General features: G+C 64.9%; 13 protein-coding genes. 4 read left to right on the forward strand and 9 right to left on the reverse strand.

The features are described 5' to 3' along the window. On the forward strand, positions 1-402 hold a 402-nt coding region (locus LXM94_RS22215), incomplete at its 5' end, for an EamA family transporter (protein ID WP_235773658.1). 9 nt (positions 403-411) lie between these two features. Here the strand turns inward: LXM94_RS22215 and iolB are convergent. The 5 genes from iolB to LXM94_RS22240 all read right to left on the reverse strand — a co-directional run bounded on the left by iolB (position 412) and on the right by LXM94_RS22240 (position 7,481). Further along, a complete protein-coding gene (gene iolB / locus LXM94_RS22220; protein ID WP_235773659.1) occupies positions 412-1,206 on the reverse strand; it encodes a 5-deoxy-glucuronate isomerase in 795 nt (264 codons plus the stop codon). Between the two features lie 254 nt (positions 1,207-1,460). After that, positions 1,461-2,378, reverse strand: coding sequence for a myo-inosose-2 dehydratase (gene iolE / locus LXM94_RS22225; protein WP_235773660.1), 918 nt, complete (start codon positions 2,376-2,378; stop codon positions 1,461-1,463). A gap of 115 nt (positions 2,379-2,493) precedes the next feature. Then, a complete protein-coding gene (gene iolD / locus LXM94_RS22230; RefSeq protein ID WP_235773661.1) occupies positions 2,494-4,344 on the reverse strand; it encodes a 3D-(3,5/4)-trihydroxycyclohexane-1,2-dione acylhydrolase (decyclizing) in 1,851 nt (616 codons plus the stop codon). A 232-nt stretch (positions 4,345-4,576) separates the two neighbouring features. Further along, a complete protein-coding gene (locus LXM94_RS22235; protein WP_235773662.1) occupies positions 4,577-6,511 on the reverse strand; it encodes a bifunctional 5-dehydro-2-deoxygluconokinase/5-dehydro-2-deoxyphosphogluconate aldolase in 1,935 nt (644 codons plus the stop codon). A 109-nt stretch (positions 6,512-6,620) separates the two neighbouring features. Further along, a complete protein-coding gene (locus tag LXM94_RS22240) occupies positions 6,621-7,481 on the reverse strand; it encodes a MurR/RpiR family transcriptional regulator (protein ID WP_235773663.1) in 861 nt (286 codons plus the stop codon). Between the two features lie 139 nt (positions 7,482-7,620). On the opposite strand from LXM94_RS22240, the gene LXM94_RS22245 reads away from it, so the two are divergent. Continuing rightward, the gene (locus LXM94_RS22245) at positions 7,621-8,739 is read left to right on the forward strand and encodes a Gfo/Idh/MocA family protein (protein WP_235773664.1); all 1,119 of its coding nucleotides are present in this window, start codon (positions 7,621-7,623) and stop codon (positions 8,737-8,739) included. Between the two features lie 113 nt (positions 8,740-8,852). Then, positions 8,853-12,173: a caspase family protein gene (locus tag LXM94_RS22250; RefSeq protein WP_235773665.1), complete on the forward strand. Its 3,321-nt coding sequence runs from the start codon at positions 8,853-8,855 to the stop codon at positions 12,171-12,173. 73 nt (positions 12,174-12,246) lie between these two features. Here the strand turns inward: LXM94_RS22250 and LXM94_RS22255 are convergent, their stop codons facing one another. From LXM94_RS22255 to LXM94_RS22270, 4 genes are all read right to left on the reverse strand, one after another. Then, positions 12,247-13,383 (reverse strand): calcium-binding protein, encoded by a 1,137-nt coding sequence (locus tag LXM94_RS22255; protein WP_235773666.1) that lies wholly within the window; start codon positions 13,381-13,383, stop codon positions 12,247-12,249. Positions 13,384-13,600: 217 nt separating this feature from the next. After that, positions 13,601-13,963, reverse strand: coding sequence for a hypothetical protein (locus LXM94_RS22260; RefSeq protein ID WP_235773667.1), 363 nt, complete (start codon positions 13,961-13,963; stop codon positions 13,601-13,603). 56 nt (positions 13,964-14,019) lie between these two features. Further along, positions 14,020-14,304, reverse strand: a complete 285-nt coding sequence (locus tag LXM94_RS22265) for a YciI family protein (RefSeq protein WP_235773668.1) — start codon at positions 14,302-14,304, stop codon at positions 14,020-14,022. 10 nt (positions 14,305-14,314) lie between these two features. Beyond that, complete coding sequence (locus LXM94_RS22270; protein ID WP_235773669.1) at positions 14,315-14,914, reverse strand: TetR/AcrR family transcriptional regulator; 600 nt, start codon at positions 14,912-14,914, stop codon at positions 14,315-14,317. Positions 14,915-15,799: 885 nt separating this feature from the next. Here LXM94_RS22270 and LXM94_RS22275 point away from each other — a divergent pair. Further along, positions 15,800-16,795 (forward strand): hypothetical protein, encoded by a 996-nt coding sequence (locus tag LXM94_RS22275; protein ID WP_235773670.1) that lies wholly within the window; start codon positions 15,800-15,802, stop codon positions 16,793-16,795. Positions 16,796-17,068: the final 273 nt, after the last annotated feature.

A 17,068-nucleotide genomic window follows, 5' to 3' on the forward strand; every position in this document is an offset into this window, starting at 1 on the left:
CTCTTCGCGCTCGCGACCGGCATGATCATCGCAAGCTACGTGACGGTGGACGCGGTGGGCGTGCGTCGCGCCGGCCATGCCGGCGCCTATACCGCCTGGGTCCTGCTGTTCTACGGCCTGCTGATGCCTGCGACCTTCGTGACGCTGAGGGGAAGGCTCCGCGTCGACATGCGTGCACGCGAAACACGGGCCGCGCTCGCAGGCGGCGTCGTGGTGCTGCTCGCCTACGGTTCGGTGGTGATGGCCTTCGCATTCGGGCCGGTCGGCCCGATCACGGCGCTGCGGGAAACGAGCGTCATCTTCGCCGTCGTCATCGGCCGGCTCTTCCTCGGGGAGGCGCTGACGCCTCGCCGGATCGTCGCCTGCCTTGTCGTTGCGGCCGGGGCCGTCTGCCTCGCCTGACGGTGGCCGCTACGCCAGCAGCCACGCATGCTCCTTGGCATTGTGGAATTTCCACACGCGCTTCGGGCCGGCCATGACGTTGAGATAATAGAGGTCGTAGCCGTGGATGGTGGCGCAGGGGTGGTAACCCTTCGGCACCAGCGTCACGTCGCCGTCCTCCACCGCCATCGCCTCGTCGAGCGAGCGGTCGTCGGTATAGACGCGCTGGAAGGCGAAGCCCTGCGGCGGGTTGAGCCGGTGGTAATAGGTCTCTTCCAGGAGGCTCTCGTTCGGCAGGTCGTCCCGGTCGTGCTTGTGCGAGGGATAGGAGGAGGTGTTGCCGCTCGGGGTGATCACCTCGACGACGAGCAGCGAATGGGCCGAGTTGTCGTCCTCCGGCATGATGTTGTGGACGTGGCGGACATTCGAGCCCTTGCCGCGGGTGAGCTTCGGATGCGTGCCCGGCGGGATCGCCTTGGCCTTGTAGTCGCCGCCGCCCGGGGCCGAGCAGACGGCGAGTTCCAGGTCCGTCTCCGCCGTCACCGACCAGTTGGCGCCGGCCGGCACGTAGAGCGCGTGCGGCGCGCCGTCGAAGGGGCTCATGCGCGCGCCGAGCACGCCGAAATCCGTGCCCGCGGCGCGCGCCTCGCCCTTGCCGGAGACCCAGACGAGGCAGACTTCGCGGCTTCCCGTCTCCGCCGAGACGATCTCGCCCGGCTTCATCCGGTGCAGGTCGAAGCCGACATAGGTCCAGCCGGCGCTCTCCGGCGTCACATGGCTCACCCGGCCATGGGTGCCATCGGGTTTGACGAGCAGGTTGGGCATGGTGCTGTTCTCCAAATGGTTGCGGTGAGCGGGTGCCCCCTCACCAACTGCGGCCAGGGGCTCACTGTCGTTCGCCCGGCCTTCGTATCCTCTCCCTCAAGGGGAGAGGAAGGTGCCACGCGCCCGGCCTTTGCTTGTGGCGAGGCGGTTGCCCATCGTTTCCTCTCCCCTTGAGGGAGAGGATAGCAAGCCCGCGTGAGACGAAGTCGAACGCCTGGGCGCGCTTGGTGAGGGGCACTCCCACGCACGCGCAACTACCCCTTCGGAAAGCCTTCCGTCTCCACCGTATAACCCGCGGCCGTCATGACGCGCATCAGTTCCGCGTATCCGACCTCCGCCATCGTCTGCGGCGGGGCCTTGCGCGGATCCTGCTCGGCCTCGACGACGAACCAGCCCTCGTAGCCGTAGTCGGCGAAGCGCTGCACGATGGCGCCGAAATCGAGCGAGCCGTCGCCCGGCACGGTGAAGGCGCCGAGCGCCACCGCGTCGAGGAAGGACTGCTTGCTGCGGTCGAGCCCGTCCACCACGGCCCGGCGGATGTCCTTGACGTGCACGTGGTTGATGCGGGCGTGATGCTTGTCGATGGCGCGCAGCACGTCGCCGCCGGCAAAGGCCAGGTGCCCGGCATCGAGCAAGAGCGGAATGCCTTCGCCCGAGGCGTTCATGAAGGCGTCGAGTTCCGGCTCGGTCTCCACCACGGCGGCCATATGGTGGTGGTAGGAGAGCGGCATGCCCTGATCCGCGCACCATTCGCCGAATTCGGTCAGGCGGAGGCCGTAGGCCTTCATCTCGTCGTCGGAAAGCCGCGGCTTGGTGGCAAGCGGCTTCGCGCGGTCGCCCTGGATGGAGCGGCCGACTTCGCCATAGACGATGCAGGGCGCATCGACGGCCTTGAAGAGTTCGATCATCGGCGCGATGCGGTCCTTGTTGGCGGCAAGGCCCTCGTCGACCAGGGTTCCCGAGAACCAGCCGCCGCAGAGCGTCACGTCTGCGGCACGCAGGATCGGCAGCATCACCGCCGGGTCGTCGGGGAAGCGGCGGCCCTTTTCCATGCCGGTGAAGCCGGCGCTGCGGGACTGCCGCAGGCATTCCTCGAGCGACACGTCGTCGCTGAGGTCGGGAAGATCGTCGTTCCACCAGGCGATGGGCGACATGCCGAGTTTGGCTTTCATGCGAAGTCTCCATGGGCGGGAAGCAGGGCTTCCCGTTGTCGTTGTCTCTATGCGTTCCCTTTCCTCCGTCATCCTCGGGCTTGTCCCGAGGATGACGGTTAGGGAGGTGTATGCTTTAGCCGATCCGCTGCGCTTCCAACGCCTTCACATAGGCTTCCCGCGCCTTGTTGACCTCGTTGCGCGGGCTCACTTCCGGCACCGCGACATCCCACCAGTGGCCGCCGGCGTCGGTGGTGACGAGCGGGTCGGTGTCGATGACGATGACGGAGGTGCGGTCGTTGCCCTTGCTCTGCTGGATCGCGGTTTCCAGGTCGGCGATGGAGGAGACCTTCACCGCCACGGCCCCCATGCTTTCGGCATGCGCCCGGAAGTCGATGTCCGGCATCATCTCGATATTGGCATCCTTCAGAAGGTTGTTGAAGTTCGCGCCGCCGGTTGCCATCTGCAGCCGGTTGATGCAGCCGTAGCCGCGGTTGTCGAGCACGACGATGGTGAGCTTCTGCCCGAGCATGATCGAGGTGGACAGCTCGGAATTCATCATCATGTAGGAACCATCGCCGACCATGACGACGACGTCGGCTTCCGGCCGCGCCATCTTGACGCCGAGCCCGCCGGCGATCTCGTAGCCCATGCAGGAGAAGCCGTATTCCATGTGGTAGCTGCCCGGCCGGTGCGCCTGCCAGAGCTTGTGCAGTTCGCCGGGAAGGCCGCCGGCCGCGCAGACCAGCACGGAATTCTCCCCGCCGATCGTGCGCTGGACAGTCCCGATCACCTGCGCGTCGGAGGGAAGGTCGGCGTTCGTCGCGGCCGTCGCCCGCTGCGCCGCCGCCATCCATTCCGCCTTGCGCGTCTTTGCCGCCTGTTCGACGGAGGCCGGCGCCTTCCAGCCGCCGAGCGCCTCGGACAGCAGCGTCAGGCCTTCGCGCGCGTCGGCGACGAGCGGCAGCGCATCGTGCTTGGCGGCATCGAAGGCGGCCGTGTTGAGGCCGACGAATTTCAGCGTCTCGTTCTTGAACAGCGCCCAGGAGCCCGTCGTGAAATCCTGCATGCGGGTGCCGACGGCGATGATGACGTCGGCCTCCTCGGCAAAGGCGTTGGCCGCCGAGGTGCCGGTGACGCCGATCGAGCCCATGCACAGCGCATGATCGTCGGGGATCGCCGACTTGCCGGCCTGGGTGACGGCGACGGGGATGCCGTGCATGCCGGCGAAGGCCTTGAGCTCCGCCGTCGCGTGCGAATAGAGCACGCCGCCGCCGGCGATGATCAGCGGCTTTTGCGCCTGGCGGATCGTCTCGATCGCGGCGGCGAATTCGTCGGCATCCGGCCGCGGCCGGCGCTGCGTCCAGACCTTCTCGGCAAACAGGCTTTCCGGATAGTCGTAGGCCTCCGCCTGCACGTCCTGGCAGAGCGACAGCGTCACCGGCCCGCAGTCGACCGGGTCGGTCAGCACCTGCATGGCGCGCTTCAGCGCCGGGATGATCTGTTCCGGCCGGGTGATGCGGTCGAAATAGCGCGAGACGCAGCGGAAGGCGTCGTTGACCGAGACGGTGCCGTCGCCGAAATCCTCGATCTGCTGGAGGACCGGGTCGGGAATACGGTTGGCGAAGACGTCGCCGGGCAGGAAGAGCACCGGCAGGCGGTTGACATGGGCGACGCCGGCCGCCGTCACCATGTTCAGTGCACCGGGGCCGATCGAGGTCGTGCAGGCCATGAAGCGGCTGCGGAAGCTCGCCTTGGCATAGGCGACCGCCGCATGCGCCATGCCCTGTTCGTTGTGGGCACGGTAGGTCGGCAGCTCGCGTCTCACCTGATAGAGCGCCTCGCCCATGCCGGCGACGTTGCCGTGGCCGAAGATCGCCCAGACGCCGCCGAAGATCGGCACCTTGGCGCCGTCGACGATCGTCATCTGTGCCTTGAGGAAGTGCGCGACGGCCTGTGCCATCGTCAGCCGGATCGTCTTTGCCATCGGGTCCTCCCGGAAACCTTGTTATCTCGTTCGTCCGCCCCTGAAAGGACGGGCATTGCATCGGGCGTCGGCCCCCTCATCCGGCCCTTCGGGCCACCTTCTCCCCGAGGGGAGAAGAGGGAGAATGCCGCAGCCTCTCCGTCCTCCTCTCCCCTCGGGGAGAGGTCCGCCGAGCGCAGCGGAGGCGGGGTGAGGGGGCGCCCAACCCCAAAACCTGTCAGACGGGTCTTTGTTACGTCAGCCCGCGCGTCCTCAGCCACGCGTCGGTCAGTTCCCTGAAACGCGCCGCCATGTCGGCGACCGCCGCCTCATCGTCCATCCTGCCGGCCATCCAGGCGCGCGCCGCGTCGGCGAAGATGGTGCGGCCGACCGCAAAGCCCTTGACGGCGGGTGCCACCGTCGTCGCCTCGAAGGCCTTCACCAGATCCTCCGTCGGCGCTTCGAGACCGAGCAGCACGATGCCGCGGCAATAGCCGTCGTTTTCGGCGATCACCGCCTCGATGTTCCGCCAGGCGCCGGCGGATGCCTGCGGCTCGAGCTTCCACCAGTCGGGCTTGATGCCGAGGTCGTAGAGTTCCTGCAGCGCCGTCGACACCGTGTCATCCTTAAGCGGTCCGTTCTTGCCGGCGATGATCTCGATCAGCAGCTCCCGCCCGACGCGGCGCGCCGCCTCGAACAGCGTGCGCAGCTTCTCCTGCTGCTCCTCTTTCAGCGCTGCCGGGTCGTCCGGATGATAGAAGCACAGGCATTTGATGCAATGGTCGAGCGGCCATTCGACGAGCTGCGAGCCGATGTCCTGGCTGAACTCGAAGCGCAGCGGCTTGGAGCCCGGCAGCTCGACCGGGCGACCGAGCCACGAGAAGTTCTGCGTCGCCGCGTCGAAGAAGGCATCGCGGCCGAAGCGCTCGTCGATCAGCATGCCGTAGCCGGGCCGGCCATCGGCGACGCGGGCTGCGGCCTGGACGGTCAGCCGCTTGAACTCCGAAATCTTCTTGTGCGGCACGCCGAGCTCGTCGGCGACGTCGACGAGCTGCATGCGGTGGTCGCAGGCAAGCGCCATCAGCAGCGGAATGTCGCCGGTCTTGCGGTTCGTCGCCCAGTGGATGTGGTTGATCGCCTCGTCCTTGCGCAGCGCGCGGTGCTTGCTGCCGTTCTTCAGGAAGAAGGCGAGTTCCTCCCAGCTCGGATATTCCGGCGAGCAGAGCAAGCGGGAGACGGCGAAGGCGCCGCAGGCGTTCGCCCAGGTGGCCGAGGTCTGGTGGTCCTCGCCGGTCAGCCAGCCCCGCAGGAAGCCCGACATGAAGGCGTCACCGGCGCCGAGCACGTTGTAGACCTCGATCGGGAAGCCTTGCCCGACGACGCCGTCCTCCAGGTCGTCGGAGATCGGCCCGTCATAGACGATGCAGCCCATGGCGCCGCGCTTCAGCACGATCGTCGCCGGCGAGACGGCCCGGATCGCCTTCAGCGAGGACAGCACGTCGTCGGCGCCCGACGCGATCATGATCTCCTCTTCCGTCCCGACGATCAGGTCGCAGTCCGGCAGCACGGATTTCATCAGGGATGAAACGCGGTCGGACTTCACATAACGCTCGAAACCCTCGGCATGACCGGCTAGCCCCCAGAGGTTCGGCCGGTAGTCCACGTCGAAGATCACCTTGCGGCCGGCATCCTTGGCAAGCCGGATCGCCTTGCGCTGCGCGGCCTCGGTGTTCGGTTTCGAAAAATGCGTGCCCGAGACGAGCACGGCGCGCGAGGAGCGGATGAAGTCGGGATCGATGTCGTCCTCGCAAAGCGCCATGTCGGCGCAGTCGGTGCGCACGAAGATCATCGGCGAGACGCCTTCCGATTCGATCGCCAGCAGCACGAGTGCCGTCAGACGGTCCCTGTCGGTGCGGATGCCGGCGGTCGCGACCCCTTCGCGGGCCGACTGTTCGATGATGAAGCGGCCCATCTGCTCGTCGCCGACGCGGGTGATGAGGCCGGACTTCAGGCCGAGGCGCGCCGTGCCGATCGCGATATTGGCCGGGCAGCCGCCGACCGACTTGGCGAAGGAGGCGGTGTCCTCCAGCCGCGTGCCGAGCTGCTGGCCGTAGAGATCGACGGATGAGCGGCCGATCGTTATGACGTCCAGCATCGTCCCGGCCGGAGCAAGGTCGGTGTGCGGCATGGTTTCCTCCCGTTTCTCCGCACCCGCATTCCGGCGGGTGCCTTGGAGAAATGAAACATTAATTCCATTATAATGTCAATTCGGAATAGGCATTCCGTTTTGTCATTCCCTATGCCTTGCCGCCCTTCCTGCTCATCGCCCGGCGCTTCTCGGCGATCGCGACGGGGAGCGCCATCGCGAGGGCGATCGACGCCGACAGCGAGCGGAAACCGGCATAGTCCGCCTCCGATACCTCGAACCAGTGCGTGGCGCAGCTGGCGAGCGGCGAGAAGACCGAGTCGGTGATGGCGATGATCGGCACGCCCCGGTCGGCGAGTTCCTGCGCCTGGGCGAGGCTTTCGGCGGCATAGGGCGAGAAGCTTGCGGCGATCACCGCGTCGCCGGCCGTGGCGAACTGGGCGATTTCCGGATCGATGCCGTTCGGCGAGGCGACCATCTGGTGGCGGATGCCGAGTTTGCCGAAGGCATAGGCGATATGCGCCGTCAGCGGATAGGAGCGGCGCTTGGCGACGAGATAGATCGTCTCCGCCCGCGACAGAATGTCGACCGATCGCGTGAAGGTGTCGCCGTCGATCGTCGTGGCGAGCCTTGCGACGGACTGGCTGGCCGCGGTCAGAAATCCGGAAAGCAGTTCCGTGTCGCTGTTGGCCGCAGGCCCCTGTTCCAGCGAGAGAAGCCGTTCCTCGTAGGAGAGCGTCCGGTCGCGCAGCCGTGCGCGAAACACGTCCTGAAGGTCGGAGAAGCCGTCATAGCCGAGATGCTGGGCGAGGCGGACGAGCGTCGAGGGCTGGACATCCGCGGCGGTCGCGATGCGTGCCGCGGTGCCGAAGGCGATGTCGTCGGGATTGGCCAGCGCGAAGGCGGCGACCTGCGCGAGCCGCTTCGGCATCGTCGCCTTCTTTTCGATGATGATGTGGCGCAGGCTCTCGAAATCCCGCGGCACCCGCACCGTCGTGTCGGAACTGGTCATGTCTGGTTCGCCTCCCGCACGGATCATGCCGCAAATGAAACAAATATTCCATATGAACGAAAAAGAATGTTTTCGTTCCAAAACTTTCCGGCTATGCATTCCGGCAAACAATGCCGGTATATCGTAGGGAGGACGCGCGATGAAGGCTCTGGGTGTCGGTCTGATCGGTACGGGCTACATGGGCAAGTGCCACGCGCTCGCCTGGAACAATGTGAGCGCGATTTTCGGCGATGTCGAGCGGCCGCGTCTCGTGCATCTGGCGGAGGCCAATGCCGACCTGGCGCAGGCGCGCGCCCGCGAATTCGGCTTTGCCAGGGCGACGGCCGACTGGCGGGACCTGCTGGCCGATCCGGAGGTGGACGTGATCTCGGTCACGACGCCGAATCAGTTCCACGCCGACATGGCGATCGCGGCGCTCGAGGCCGGCAAGCATGTCTGGTGCGAGAAGCCGATGGCGCCGGCCTTCGCCGATGCCGAGCGCATGCTGAACGCCGCGTTTTCCGCCGGCCGCATCGCCATCATGGGCTACAACTACATCCAGAACCCGGTGATCCGCCATATCCGCACGCTGCTCGACGAGGGCGCGATCGGCACCGTCAACCATGTGCGGGTCGAGATGGACGAGGATTTCATGGCCGACCCGGAGGCACTCTTCTACTGGAAGAGCGAGGCGTCCGCCGGCTATGGCGCGCTCGACGATTTCGCCGTGCATCCGCTGTCGCTGCTGTGGTGCCTGTTCGGCCATGTCGAGGCGGTGATCGCCGACCTCTCGAAACCCTATCCGGACCGGCCCACCCGCGACGGCGGCCGCCGCGCCGTCGAGAACCACGATACGGCGAGCGTGCTGATGCGCCTGCCCGGCAATGTCTCCGGCGTGCTGATGGCAAGCCGCGCCGCCTGGGGCCGCAAGGGCCGCATCGCGCTGCAGATCTACGGTTCGAAGGGCTCCATCCTGTTCGACCAGGAGCGGATGAACGAATTCCAGATCTACCGGACCGACGGACGGGCGACGGAGCAGGGCTATGCGACGGTGCTGACGGCACCGCATCACAAGCCCTACGACCGCTTCATTCCGGCTCCCGGCCATGGCCTCGGCTTCAACGACCTCAAGGTGATCGAGTGCCGCGAGCTGATCGCGGCCGTTGCCGGAATGTCGTTCCATGCCATAGACTTCGCCCAGGGGCTCCGGATCGAGAAGACCGTGCACGCCATGGCCCGGTCCTTCCGCGACAGGCGGTGGGTCGAGATCGCGGCCTGAGGTTGCCCCCGGCGCTTCGTCCCAAAAAATCCGGTCGGCCGATCATTGAAACCGGCATGCCCATACGTAATACTGTCGGCAATAATGCCGGAGGGAAGGGTATGTTCAAGCGAATGACAAAGCGCTGGGCGCCGGTATTCTTCGTATCGATCTCGATCTTCGTGCTGCAGGCGGGCTCCGCCGAGGCCAAGCGCGTCGCGCTTCTGATCGGCAACCAGAAATACGAAGCCACCGCACAGCTGAAGAACCCCGCCAACGATGTCGAGCTGATGAAGGCGTCGTTCGAAAGCGCGGGTTTCGATTCCGTCCTGACCGTTCATGACCTCGACCGCTCGGCGATGGTCAAGGCGCTGCGCGAGTTCGAGGACCAGGCGCTCGATGCCGAGGTGGCCGTCGTCTATTTCTCGGGCCATGCGATGGAGATGAACGGCGTCAACTATCTGCTTCCGACCGACGCCCAGCTGAAGAGCGACCGCGACGTCGAGGACGAGAGCGTGCCGATCGACCGCGTGCAGCGGGCGCTTTCCGGCGCGACGAAGCTCAAGCTCTTCATCCTCGACGCCTGCCGCAACAATCCGTTTTCCCAGTCGATGACCCGGTCGATCGGCACGCGCGCGGTGACGCGCGGCCTTGCCCGCGTCGAGCCGGAATCCGCCGATACGCTGATCGCCTTCGCCTCGAAGGCCGGCACGGTGGCGCTCGACGGCGACGGCGAGAACAGCCCGTTCGCCACGGCGCTCTCCAAGTATCTCATCGAGCCCGGCGTCGACGTGCGCATCGCGCTCGGCAAGGTGCGTGACGAGGTGGTCCAGGTGACGAACCGCGAGCAGGAGCCTTTCGTCTACGGCTCGCTCGGCGGCGCGCAGATCTTCCTGAACATCAAGGAAGTCAACATCAACGTCACCAACAGCGGCAACACGCAGGAGGTCTCGCCGAACGGCCAGTCCGAGGCGGCCGCCGACTGGCAGAACATCCGCGACCTCGCCGACAAGGACCTGCTCGAGGCCTTCATCGCCAAGCACGGCAAGGACCCGGTCTACAAGATGCTGGCCGAGAAGAAGCTCGCCTCGCTCGCCGAAACGACCGAGAAGACCGGCGACACGGCCGACCAGATCGCCTGGGAGGCGCTGAAGGGCTCGACCGATGCGGCGGCGCTGACGCGCTTCATCGAGCGCTATCCGGACAGCACCCACAAGGGCGAGGCCGAACAGCTCATCGCGGCGCTGCAGCCGAAGACGTCGACCACCGTCGGGCAGGACACGGCCGCCTCGCGCGACTGCTACCTGCTTGCCGGCGAGCCGCAGTCGCTGCCGGGCTTCATGGGCGTCAACTTCCTGAAGATCGACGCCAAGCGGGCGCTCACCGCCTGCGCGCAGGCCGTCAACGAGAACCCGAGCGACGGCGCGCTCGTCAACATGCTCGGCCGCGCGCATGACGCCGACCGCAACTATGTCGAGGCACGCCGCAACTACGAGAAGGCGATCGACCTCGGTAACATGTATGCCCTGACGAACCTCGCCTGGTTCTCGGTCTACGGCACCGACGGACCCGTCGACGTGCCGAAGGGCCTGTCGATGTTCGAGAAGGCCGCGATCGCCGGCAACGCCTATGCGCAGGCCTCCCTCGGCTGGCTCTACCGCGAAGGCTATGGCGGCACGCGCCAGGACTACAACGAGGCCGTCAAGTGGTACCAGCAGTCGGCCAACCAGGGCTATGCCAATGCCATGGCGACGATGGGCTGGTTCTACCGCGAAGGCCACGGCGTCGGCCAGGACTATGTCCAGTCGCTCGCCTGGTACCGCAAGGCCGCTGATGCCGGCGACGCGAACGCCATGTCCTCGCTCGGCTGGGCCTACCAGAACGGTCTCGGAACGGCGCAGAACTATGCCGAGGCCAAGGTCTGGTACGAGAAGGCCGCCAATGTCGGCGACAGCTATTCGATGGCGTCGCTCGGCTGGCTCTACGACGTCGGCAACGGCGTGAAGCAGGACTATGTCGAGGCCCGCTACTGGTACGAAAAGGCCTCGAATGCCGGCAGCGCCTATGCCATGGGCAACCTGTCGCGCCTCTACGACCAGGGCCTCGGCACGCCGGCCGACGCCAAGGAAGCCGTCCGCTGGGCGGCGGCGAGCGTCGAAAGCGGCGACACGACGAAGCTCAACGAGCTGAAGAACACCCCGTCGAACTTCACCGTCGCCTTCCGCCGCGAGATGCAGGCCCTCCTCAAGGAGCGGGGGCTCTACAGCGGCGCGACCGATGGCGAATTCGGCGCGGCGACGCTTGCGGCGATCGATCAGCTCGCTGGCTCGCGCAGCAATACCAGCGCTCTGACCACAACCACCACGACCGACAGCGGCCAGTCGACGGTCACGGCGACCGGCTCGGATGTCGACCAGTGCCACGAACTCGCCGGCGAGCCCAACTCGAAGCCGGGCTTCATCGGCAAGCTCTTCGCCCAGATCGACTATGGCCGGGCGATCCCGGCCTGCGAGGCGGCGCTCAACGCCAATCCCGGCGACAGCATGATCCGCAACCTGCTCGGCCGCGCCAACGACACGGCGCGCAACTATGCCCGGGCGCGCGAGCTCTACCAGAAGTCCGCCGACGAAGGGAACATGTACGCGCTGACCAACCTTGCGTGGTTCTCGATCTACGGCACGGACGGCCCGGCCGACATGGCGAAGGGCATCCGCATGTTCGAACAGGCGGCGAATGCCGGCAATGCCTATGCACAGGCCTCGCTCGGCTGGCTCTACCGCGAAGGCTACAACGGCACCCGCAAGGACTATGCGGAAGCCGTCAAGTGGTACCAGAAGGCGGCCGACCAGGGTTACGGCAACGCGCAGGCGACGATGGGCTGGTTCTACCGCGAGGGCATCGGCCTCAACCGGGACTATGCGCTGTCGCTCGACTGGTACCGCAAGGGAGCGGAAAACGGCGACGTCAACGCCATGTCCTCGCTCGGCTACGCCTACCAGTCCGGCCTCGGCGTCGCGGTCGACTACGTGGAGGCCCGCAAGTGGTACGAGCAGGCGGCCGCGCAGAACGACTTCTATTCTATGGCCTCGCTCGGCTGGCTGTTTGATGTCGGCAACGGCGTCAAGCAGGACTATGTCGCGGCGCACGACTGGTACCTGAAGGCGGCGAACGGCGGCAACACCTATGCGATGGGCAACCTGTCCAGGCTCTACGACCAGGGGCTCGGCACGCGCGCCAATGCGCAGGAGGCCGCCCGCTGGGCGATCGCCAGCGTCGAGGGCGGCGACCAGGGCAAGCTGCAGGAGCTGAAGGGCTCGCCGGCGAACTTCACGCCGCAGTTCCGCAAGGAGGTGCAGCAGATCCTGAAGAGCCGCGGCTTCTACAGCGGCCCGATCGACGGCGACTTCGGCGTCGCCACCCAGAGCGCGATCGACCGGCTGGCCAACAAGACCTGACGGCGGCCACGGACCCCAAAAAAAATGCCGGGAGAGATCCCGGCATTTTCGTTCTTGAAGGTGCGCCCGGGCGTCAGAGCACGAAGTCGTCCGCGAAATACTGCGTCAGGTTCGCCTCGATCTGGAAGTCGGCCGAGCCGTCGCCGTCGACGTCGCCGGCGATGATATGGCCATTGTAGCGCAGTTCGCGGGCTGTGCCGGAGAAGCCGGACGTGCCGATGAAGTCGAACGACTGGTTGCCGCCGCTGTTTTCGTTGGCGTCGATGCCGGAGAGGTCGATCACGTCGCCCTGGCCGCGGTTGAAGTCGACGATCTCGTCCCGGTTGGAACCGACGACGGAATCATCGACCGAGTTGAAATCGAAGTTGTCGGCCCCCTTGCCGCCGTTCAGCAGGTCGGATCCGAGGCCGCCGATGAGAACGTCGCGGCCCTTGCCGCCGGAAAGGTTGTCGTAGCCCTTGCCGCCGGAGAGGTCGTCCTCGCCGGTCCCGCCGTAAAGGTCGTCGTGACCCTTTTCGCCGAAGAGGTTGTCGTAACCGTCGTCGCCGTAGAGCGTGTCGTTGCCGTTGCCGCCATAGAGGTCGTCATCGCCCTCGAGGCCCTCGAGCTGGTCCTCGCCGTTGAGGCCCTTCAGGACATTGGCGCCGGCGGTGCCGATGATCGTGTCGTGCCAGCCGGTGCCGGTGGCGTTCTCGATGTCGTCGAATTCCTCATAGCCGTCGTTGCCGACCTCGGCGAAGCCCTCGTCGAGGTTGAGATAGACGCCGATGCCCTCGAGTTCGGTCGAATCCTGCAGCGAGTAGTTGATCGTGTCGACGCCGTCGCCGCCGTCGAAATAGTTGTTGTAGCCGGCCGTCTTGAAGACGTCCTTGCCGCTGCCGCCGTAATAGTCGCTCTGCAGCGTCTCTACCTCGAACGTGTCGTTGCCCGATTCGCCGAAGACGCGGTCGTAGCTGTCATAGTCGATCGCGATGCCGTCATGGACATAGAGGTCGTTGCCCGACCCCAGATAGATGTCGTTGCCGCCTTCGAAACCGTTCTGGACATAATCGTCGCCGCTGCCGGCCTCGACATAGTTGTAGCCGCCGTACCGGTTCACGAGGTTGAGGTAGATGTCGTCATTGCCGCCGTAGGCGTACACCTCCACTTCCTCGTCCCAGTCCTGGTAGATCACGTCGCGACCGTTGGTGCCCTCGATGATGGTAGCCATGACAATCGTTCCTTTCCTCGGTGAGCCGCATAGTCGAAATGGTCGAAGCGGACCCTACCATCCGCTTTCTGAACAGCATTTGAATGAATTCACGGCTGTTCTGTTCCGGAATTGATCATTCAGGGAGCAAAATGGCGAAAAATCGGGAGAAGCGTGATCATTTCACGGGAATTTCGTCCGGAGCACGACATTGCGCGCCGCTCCGCCGTTTCCGCCGTCATCGCTGCGCCTGGCGGCCTTCGAGGCGGCGCAGGATATCCTGGGCCGCCGCGATCGCCTGGAGCTGCGAGGCAAACTGGTCGCGCACGGGGTAGCTGACGCCCCGGAAGGTGAGCCCGTAGGTCCAGCGGCCGTTCGCCAGCTTCCGGACCGTGATATTGGTGTTTTCCGACTTGCCCTGCACGTGACCGCCCGCCTGTCCGTTACCGCCCGCTTGTCCGTTCGCCGCTTCCGGCACCCGCTCCGCCCGGACCTTTCCCGCCGTCGCCCCGCCGTCCAGACGGCGGCCGACGGGAGACGCCCCGGTGCGCCTTGTATGTATCCTGCTCTTTGCCGTGATTCCAGGCGCCTTTTGCGCCATCGTCCCGATCCGGCACGGCGACCCGCGTCCGGGCCGGGAATGATCGCGCTCATCGCTCAGGCTTTCAGGAAGGCGAGCCGTTCATCGGTGCGGCCCGGCGCGACGGCAAGGATCTCCGCGCTGACCACGCCTTCGGCGACGAAGGGATCGTCCTGCACCCGCGCCTCGATGTCCTCCGGCGAGGCATTGTGCGCGAGGATCGCCCCGCCCGCATTCGGCTGAAGGCTGCCGACCAGCAGGAACACGCCGTCATCGAAACCCCGTCTGATCCACGCATTATGCCCGTCCGTGAACTGTGGCGCTCTGGTCTTGTCTTTGATGCGAAGGGTGATGATGAACATGGTTGCTCCATCAAACGGGTTGGCGGGAATGGCCGAATGAAGCGGCCGGACATTGGGCTTGCAGCCAGGTCTCCATGTCCGCGACCTCGCGGCGGATGAAATCCTCGTCGCGGAAGGCGGTGGCGAGCGCCGCGACGCCCTGGCTGCGCATCAGGACATGGAGCGCGAGCGCATCGGCATCGGCGTCGCGCCCGAGCGCGGCGAACTGCCGGCTGAGCCAGTTGCGGAACAGGGAAAACAGCCGGACGGCATCGTCCTTCGCCATGTGATCGAGCTTCGCCAGCTCGTTGCAAAGCGTACCGACCGGGCATCCATGCGCCATGATCTTCGTCCGGTTCGCGATGAGAAGATGGACGAAGCTTCGGATGCGCTCTCCGGGCGAAGCTGCATCCTGTTCCCATGCCTCCAGCATGGCGCGCGTGCGCGCTGCGCGCTGCGCGATCACGGCCGCAAGGATCTCATCCTTGGTCTTGAAATGATAATAGAAATTTCCGCGTGACAGCCCGACATCCCTTGCGATGTCGGCAAAGGATGTCGCGTCGAAACCATGCTCGTAGAAGAGCCGGTCCGCGACATCCACGATTTGCCTGCGGGTTTTGCTGGCGCTCATCGTCGGTTTCCTCAGCCGGAGCGCGAACGGCAGGGACCACCATGCGCGCCGTAGGACAATTGACCCAGGCATTTGTAGGGCAAGCGTCCTACAATGGCAATGGCAGAACGAATGAACCTCTCGCCACGGCGCGAGTGAAAATCGGGACAGGCACAGTGCGGAGGGAAATCGGCGGCGTTCGGCGGCAAGCCGTTCGTAAATTGAGCACCTTCAGGCAAGGCTGGCGGGCAACGCCCGACGAAGATGAGGGCTATGAGATCGTCATAACCCTTTGATGATTATGCAGATACTCCATGTTATGCGGTCATCGGCAGGTTTCGGCGGCATTTGGGTGGCTAACGGCGGTCATCCCGGTTTTTGGTAGGTGCCCGCCGCTTTCTTTCTCGCGAGAGAACCCAAATTGGGGATGGCTGATGCGCCAGGCTTCTTTGAAATCACGCAGGCGGACTTCGACACGATTGCAAAGGAAGTGTGATCTCAACGACCGGGCTCTAGCGTAGAATCGACGGTTTGCTATGCCGCTCCGCAGGCGTGCGGTGATCGGCGACAGTATCGCGCTATAGAGGGCAATCGGTGAGCGGCAAATGGCGGGCAGTGCCCGACGAGGATGAGCACTATGAGATGGTGATAAGCCTCTGACAAGTATGCAGGTATTCAACGTTACGCGGCCATCGGCGGTTTTCGGCGGGGTTTGCGTATCAATCGGCGGCAATATCGTGCATTTGGCGGCAGGTTTGCGCCTTCAAGGCGGTCAGACAAAGTGGCGCGCACCAAGCCCCGTAGCTGCCTTTGAGGCGAATTACGCATACTGTCGCGCGATCCCGGCGCCGCCACTGCGGTGGCGGCCGTGCTACGATCTGATTCAAGGGAGACTGACGTCAGAGCATGCGCGGTAACGACACACGCAATCAGCACTTTGTGTCGCAGGTTGAGCAGAGGCTCAACGCGAGCAACCCGAACAGCACCGGCGGTAATTTCCGGATTTACTCGTTTCGCATCGCGGATCGAGAGGCTTACCGGATTGAACTGGAGAACCCCCGCGGGCGTGCGATCGCATCGACCTTGTCGATGCTTGACCTCTTCAGCTTCGACGTGCCGGGAGGCGGACCGCTGCGCATGAACCTCGAGGCGCTGTTTCACAAGTACGAAGCGAATGTCGCGATCCATACCAAAGGCCTGCTCGATAAGCTGGCCGCGGGCAGCGCGGACATCAAGACTGAGCTTATCGACCTGTTCGCCGCGAAGCTGCTGAACTTCGTCCGCAATCCCTTCTGCATCCAGAAGGTGTTGAACAGCTTTCCCGGCGTTGGACATTACGAGCCGACCGATCCGGAACTGCTCGCCGTCTATCGACGGATCGTCAACGGACAGAAGCCGCATCAGGCTCACCTGTGCCAGCAAATCGACATATCGCAGGAGACCTATGTTGAGTGGCTCAGGCTGATCTTCGTTCTGTTGATGCACATCGGGGATGACCGGCCGAACCTGTTCGAAGGCATGATCAAGGGGCTGTTTGAGGCGCGCGACACGCAGGCCGCAGCCTTTGTGTGGACCTACGACCAAGACGTCTGCCTCCTTTCGGATCGAAGCTACTGCCAGCCCATTCCAGACGGCGCGCACATGGCGATGTCCTTCAATCTGTGCTCCACCGCCTTCGTGGACTATGTTTTCGCCGACGCCGCGACCTTGGTCGAAGGCCACGCCGCGCCTGCGTTTGTGGCGAATGCCTTAGCCGCCTGGCGGCAGCGGCCCCAGGCCACAATCAATGTGACGGTGACGAAGAACAATCGCCCAATGCTGGCCCGCTACAATCGGCGAATCATCGAGCAGGCGCGCGAACGGGTCTACTGTGCGGAGAAGGCTGGCATCGTGCTGGCGTAGCCAGCCTAGCGCAGATTAATGGCAGCTTTCCTAAACATTTGGCGCCCGAAACCTTCCAGTCCTCTCCCGGCTATTTTCAGACACACAAAAATTGCGGGCAACAGCGAGGCATCGGTAGTCTGCTGTACTGCGCGATGTCATGCGGTGACCGGCGAGAATATCGGGCTATCGGCGGCAAATTGTTCGCCCAGAAGGCGATGCCCTTCCCGAGAGATGGGTGACAGTTCATTCCGGATAGATGGGTTACACTTTCGGCCCTTTGCGAGGAGAGCA

Source organism: Rhizobium alarense (assembly GCF_021555155.1).
Classification (GTDB): domain Bacteria; phylum Pseudomonadota; class Alphaproteobacteria; order Rhizobiales; family Rhizobiaceae; genus Rhizobium_D; species Rhizobium_D alarense.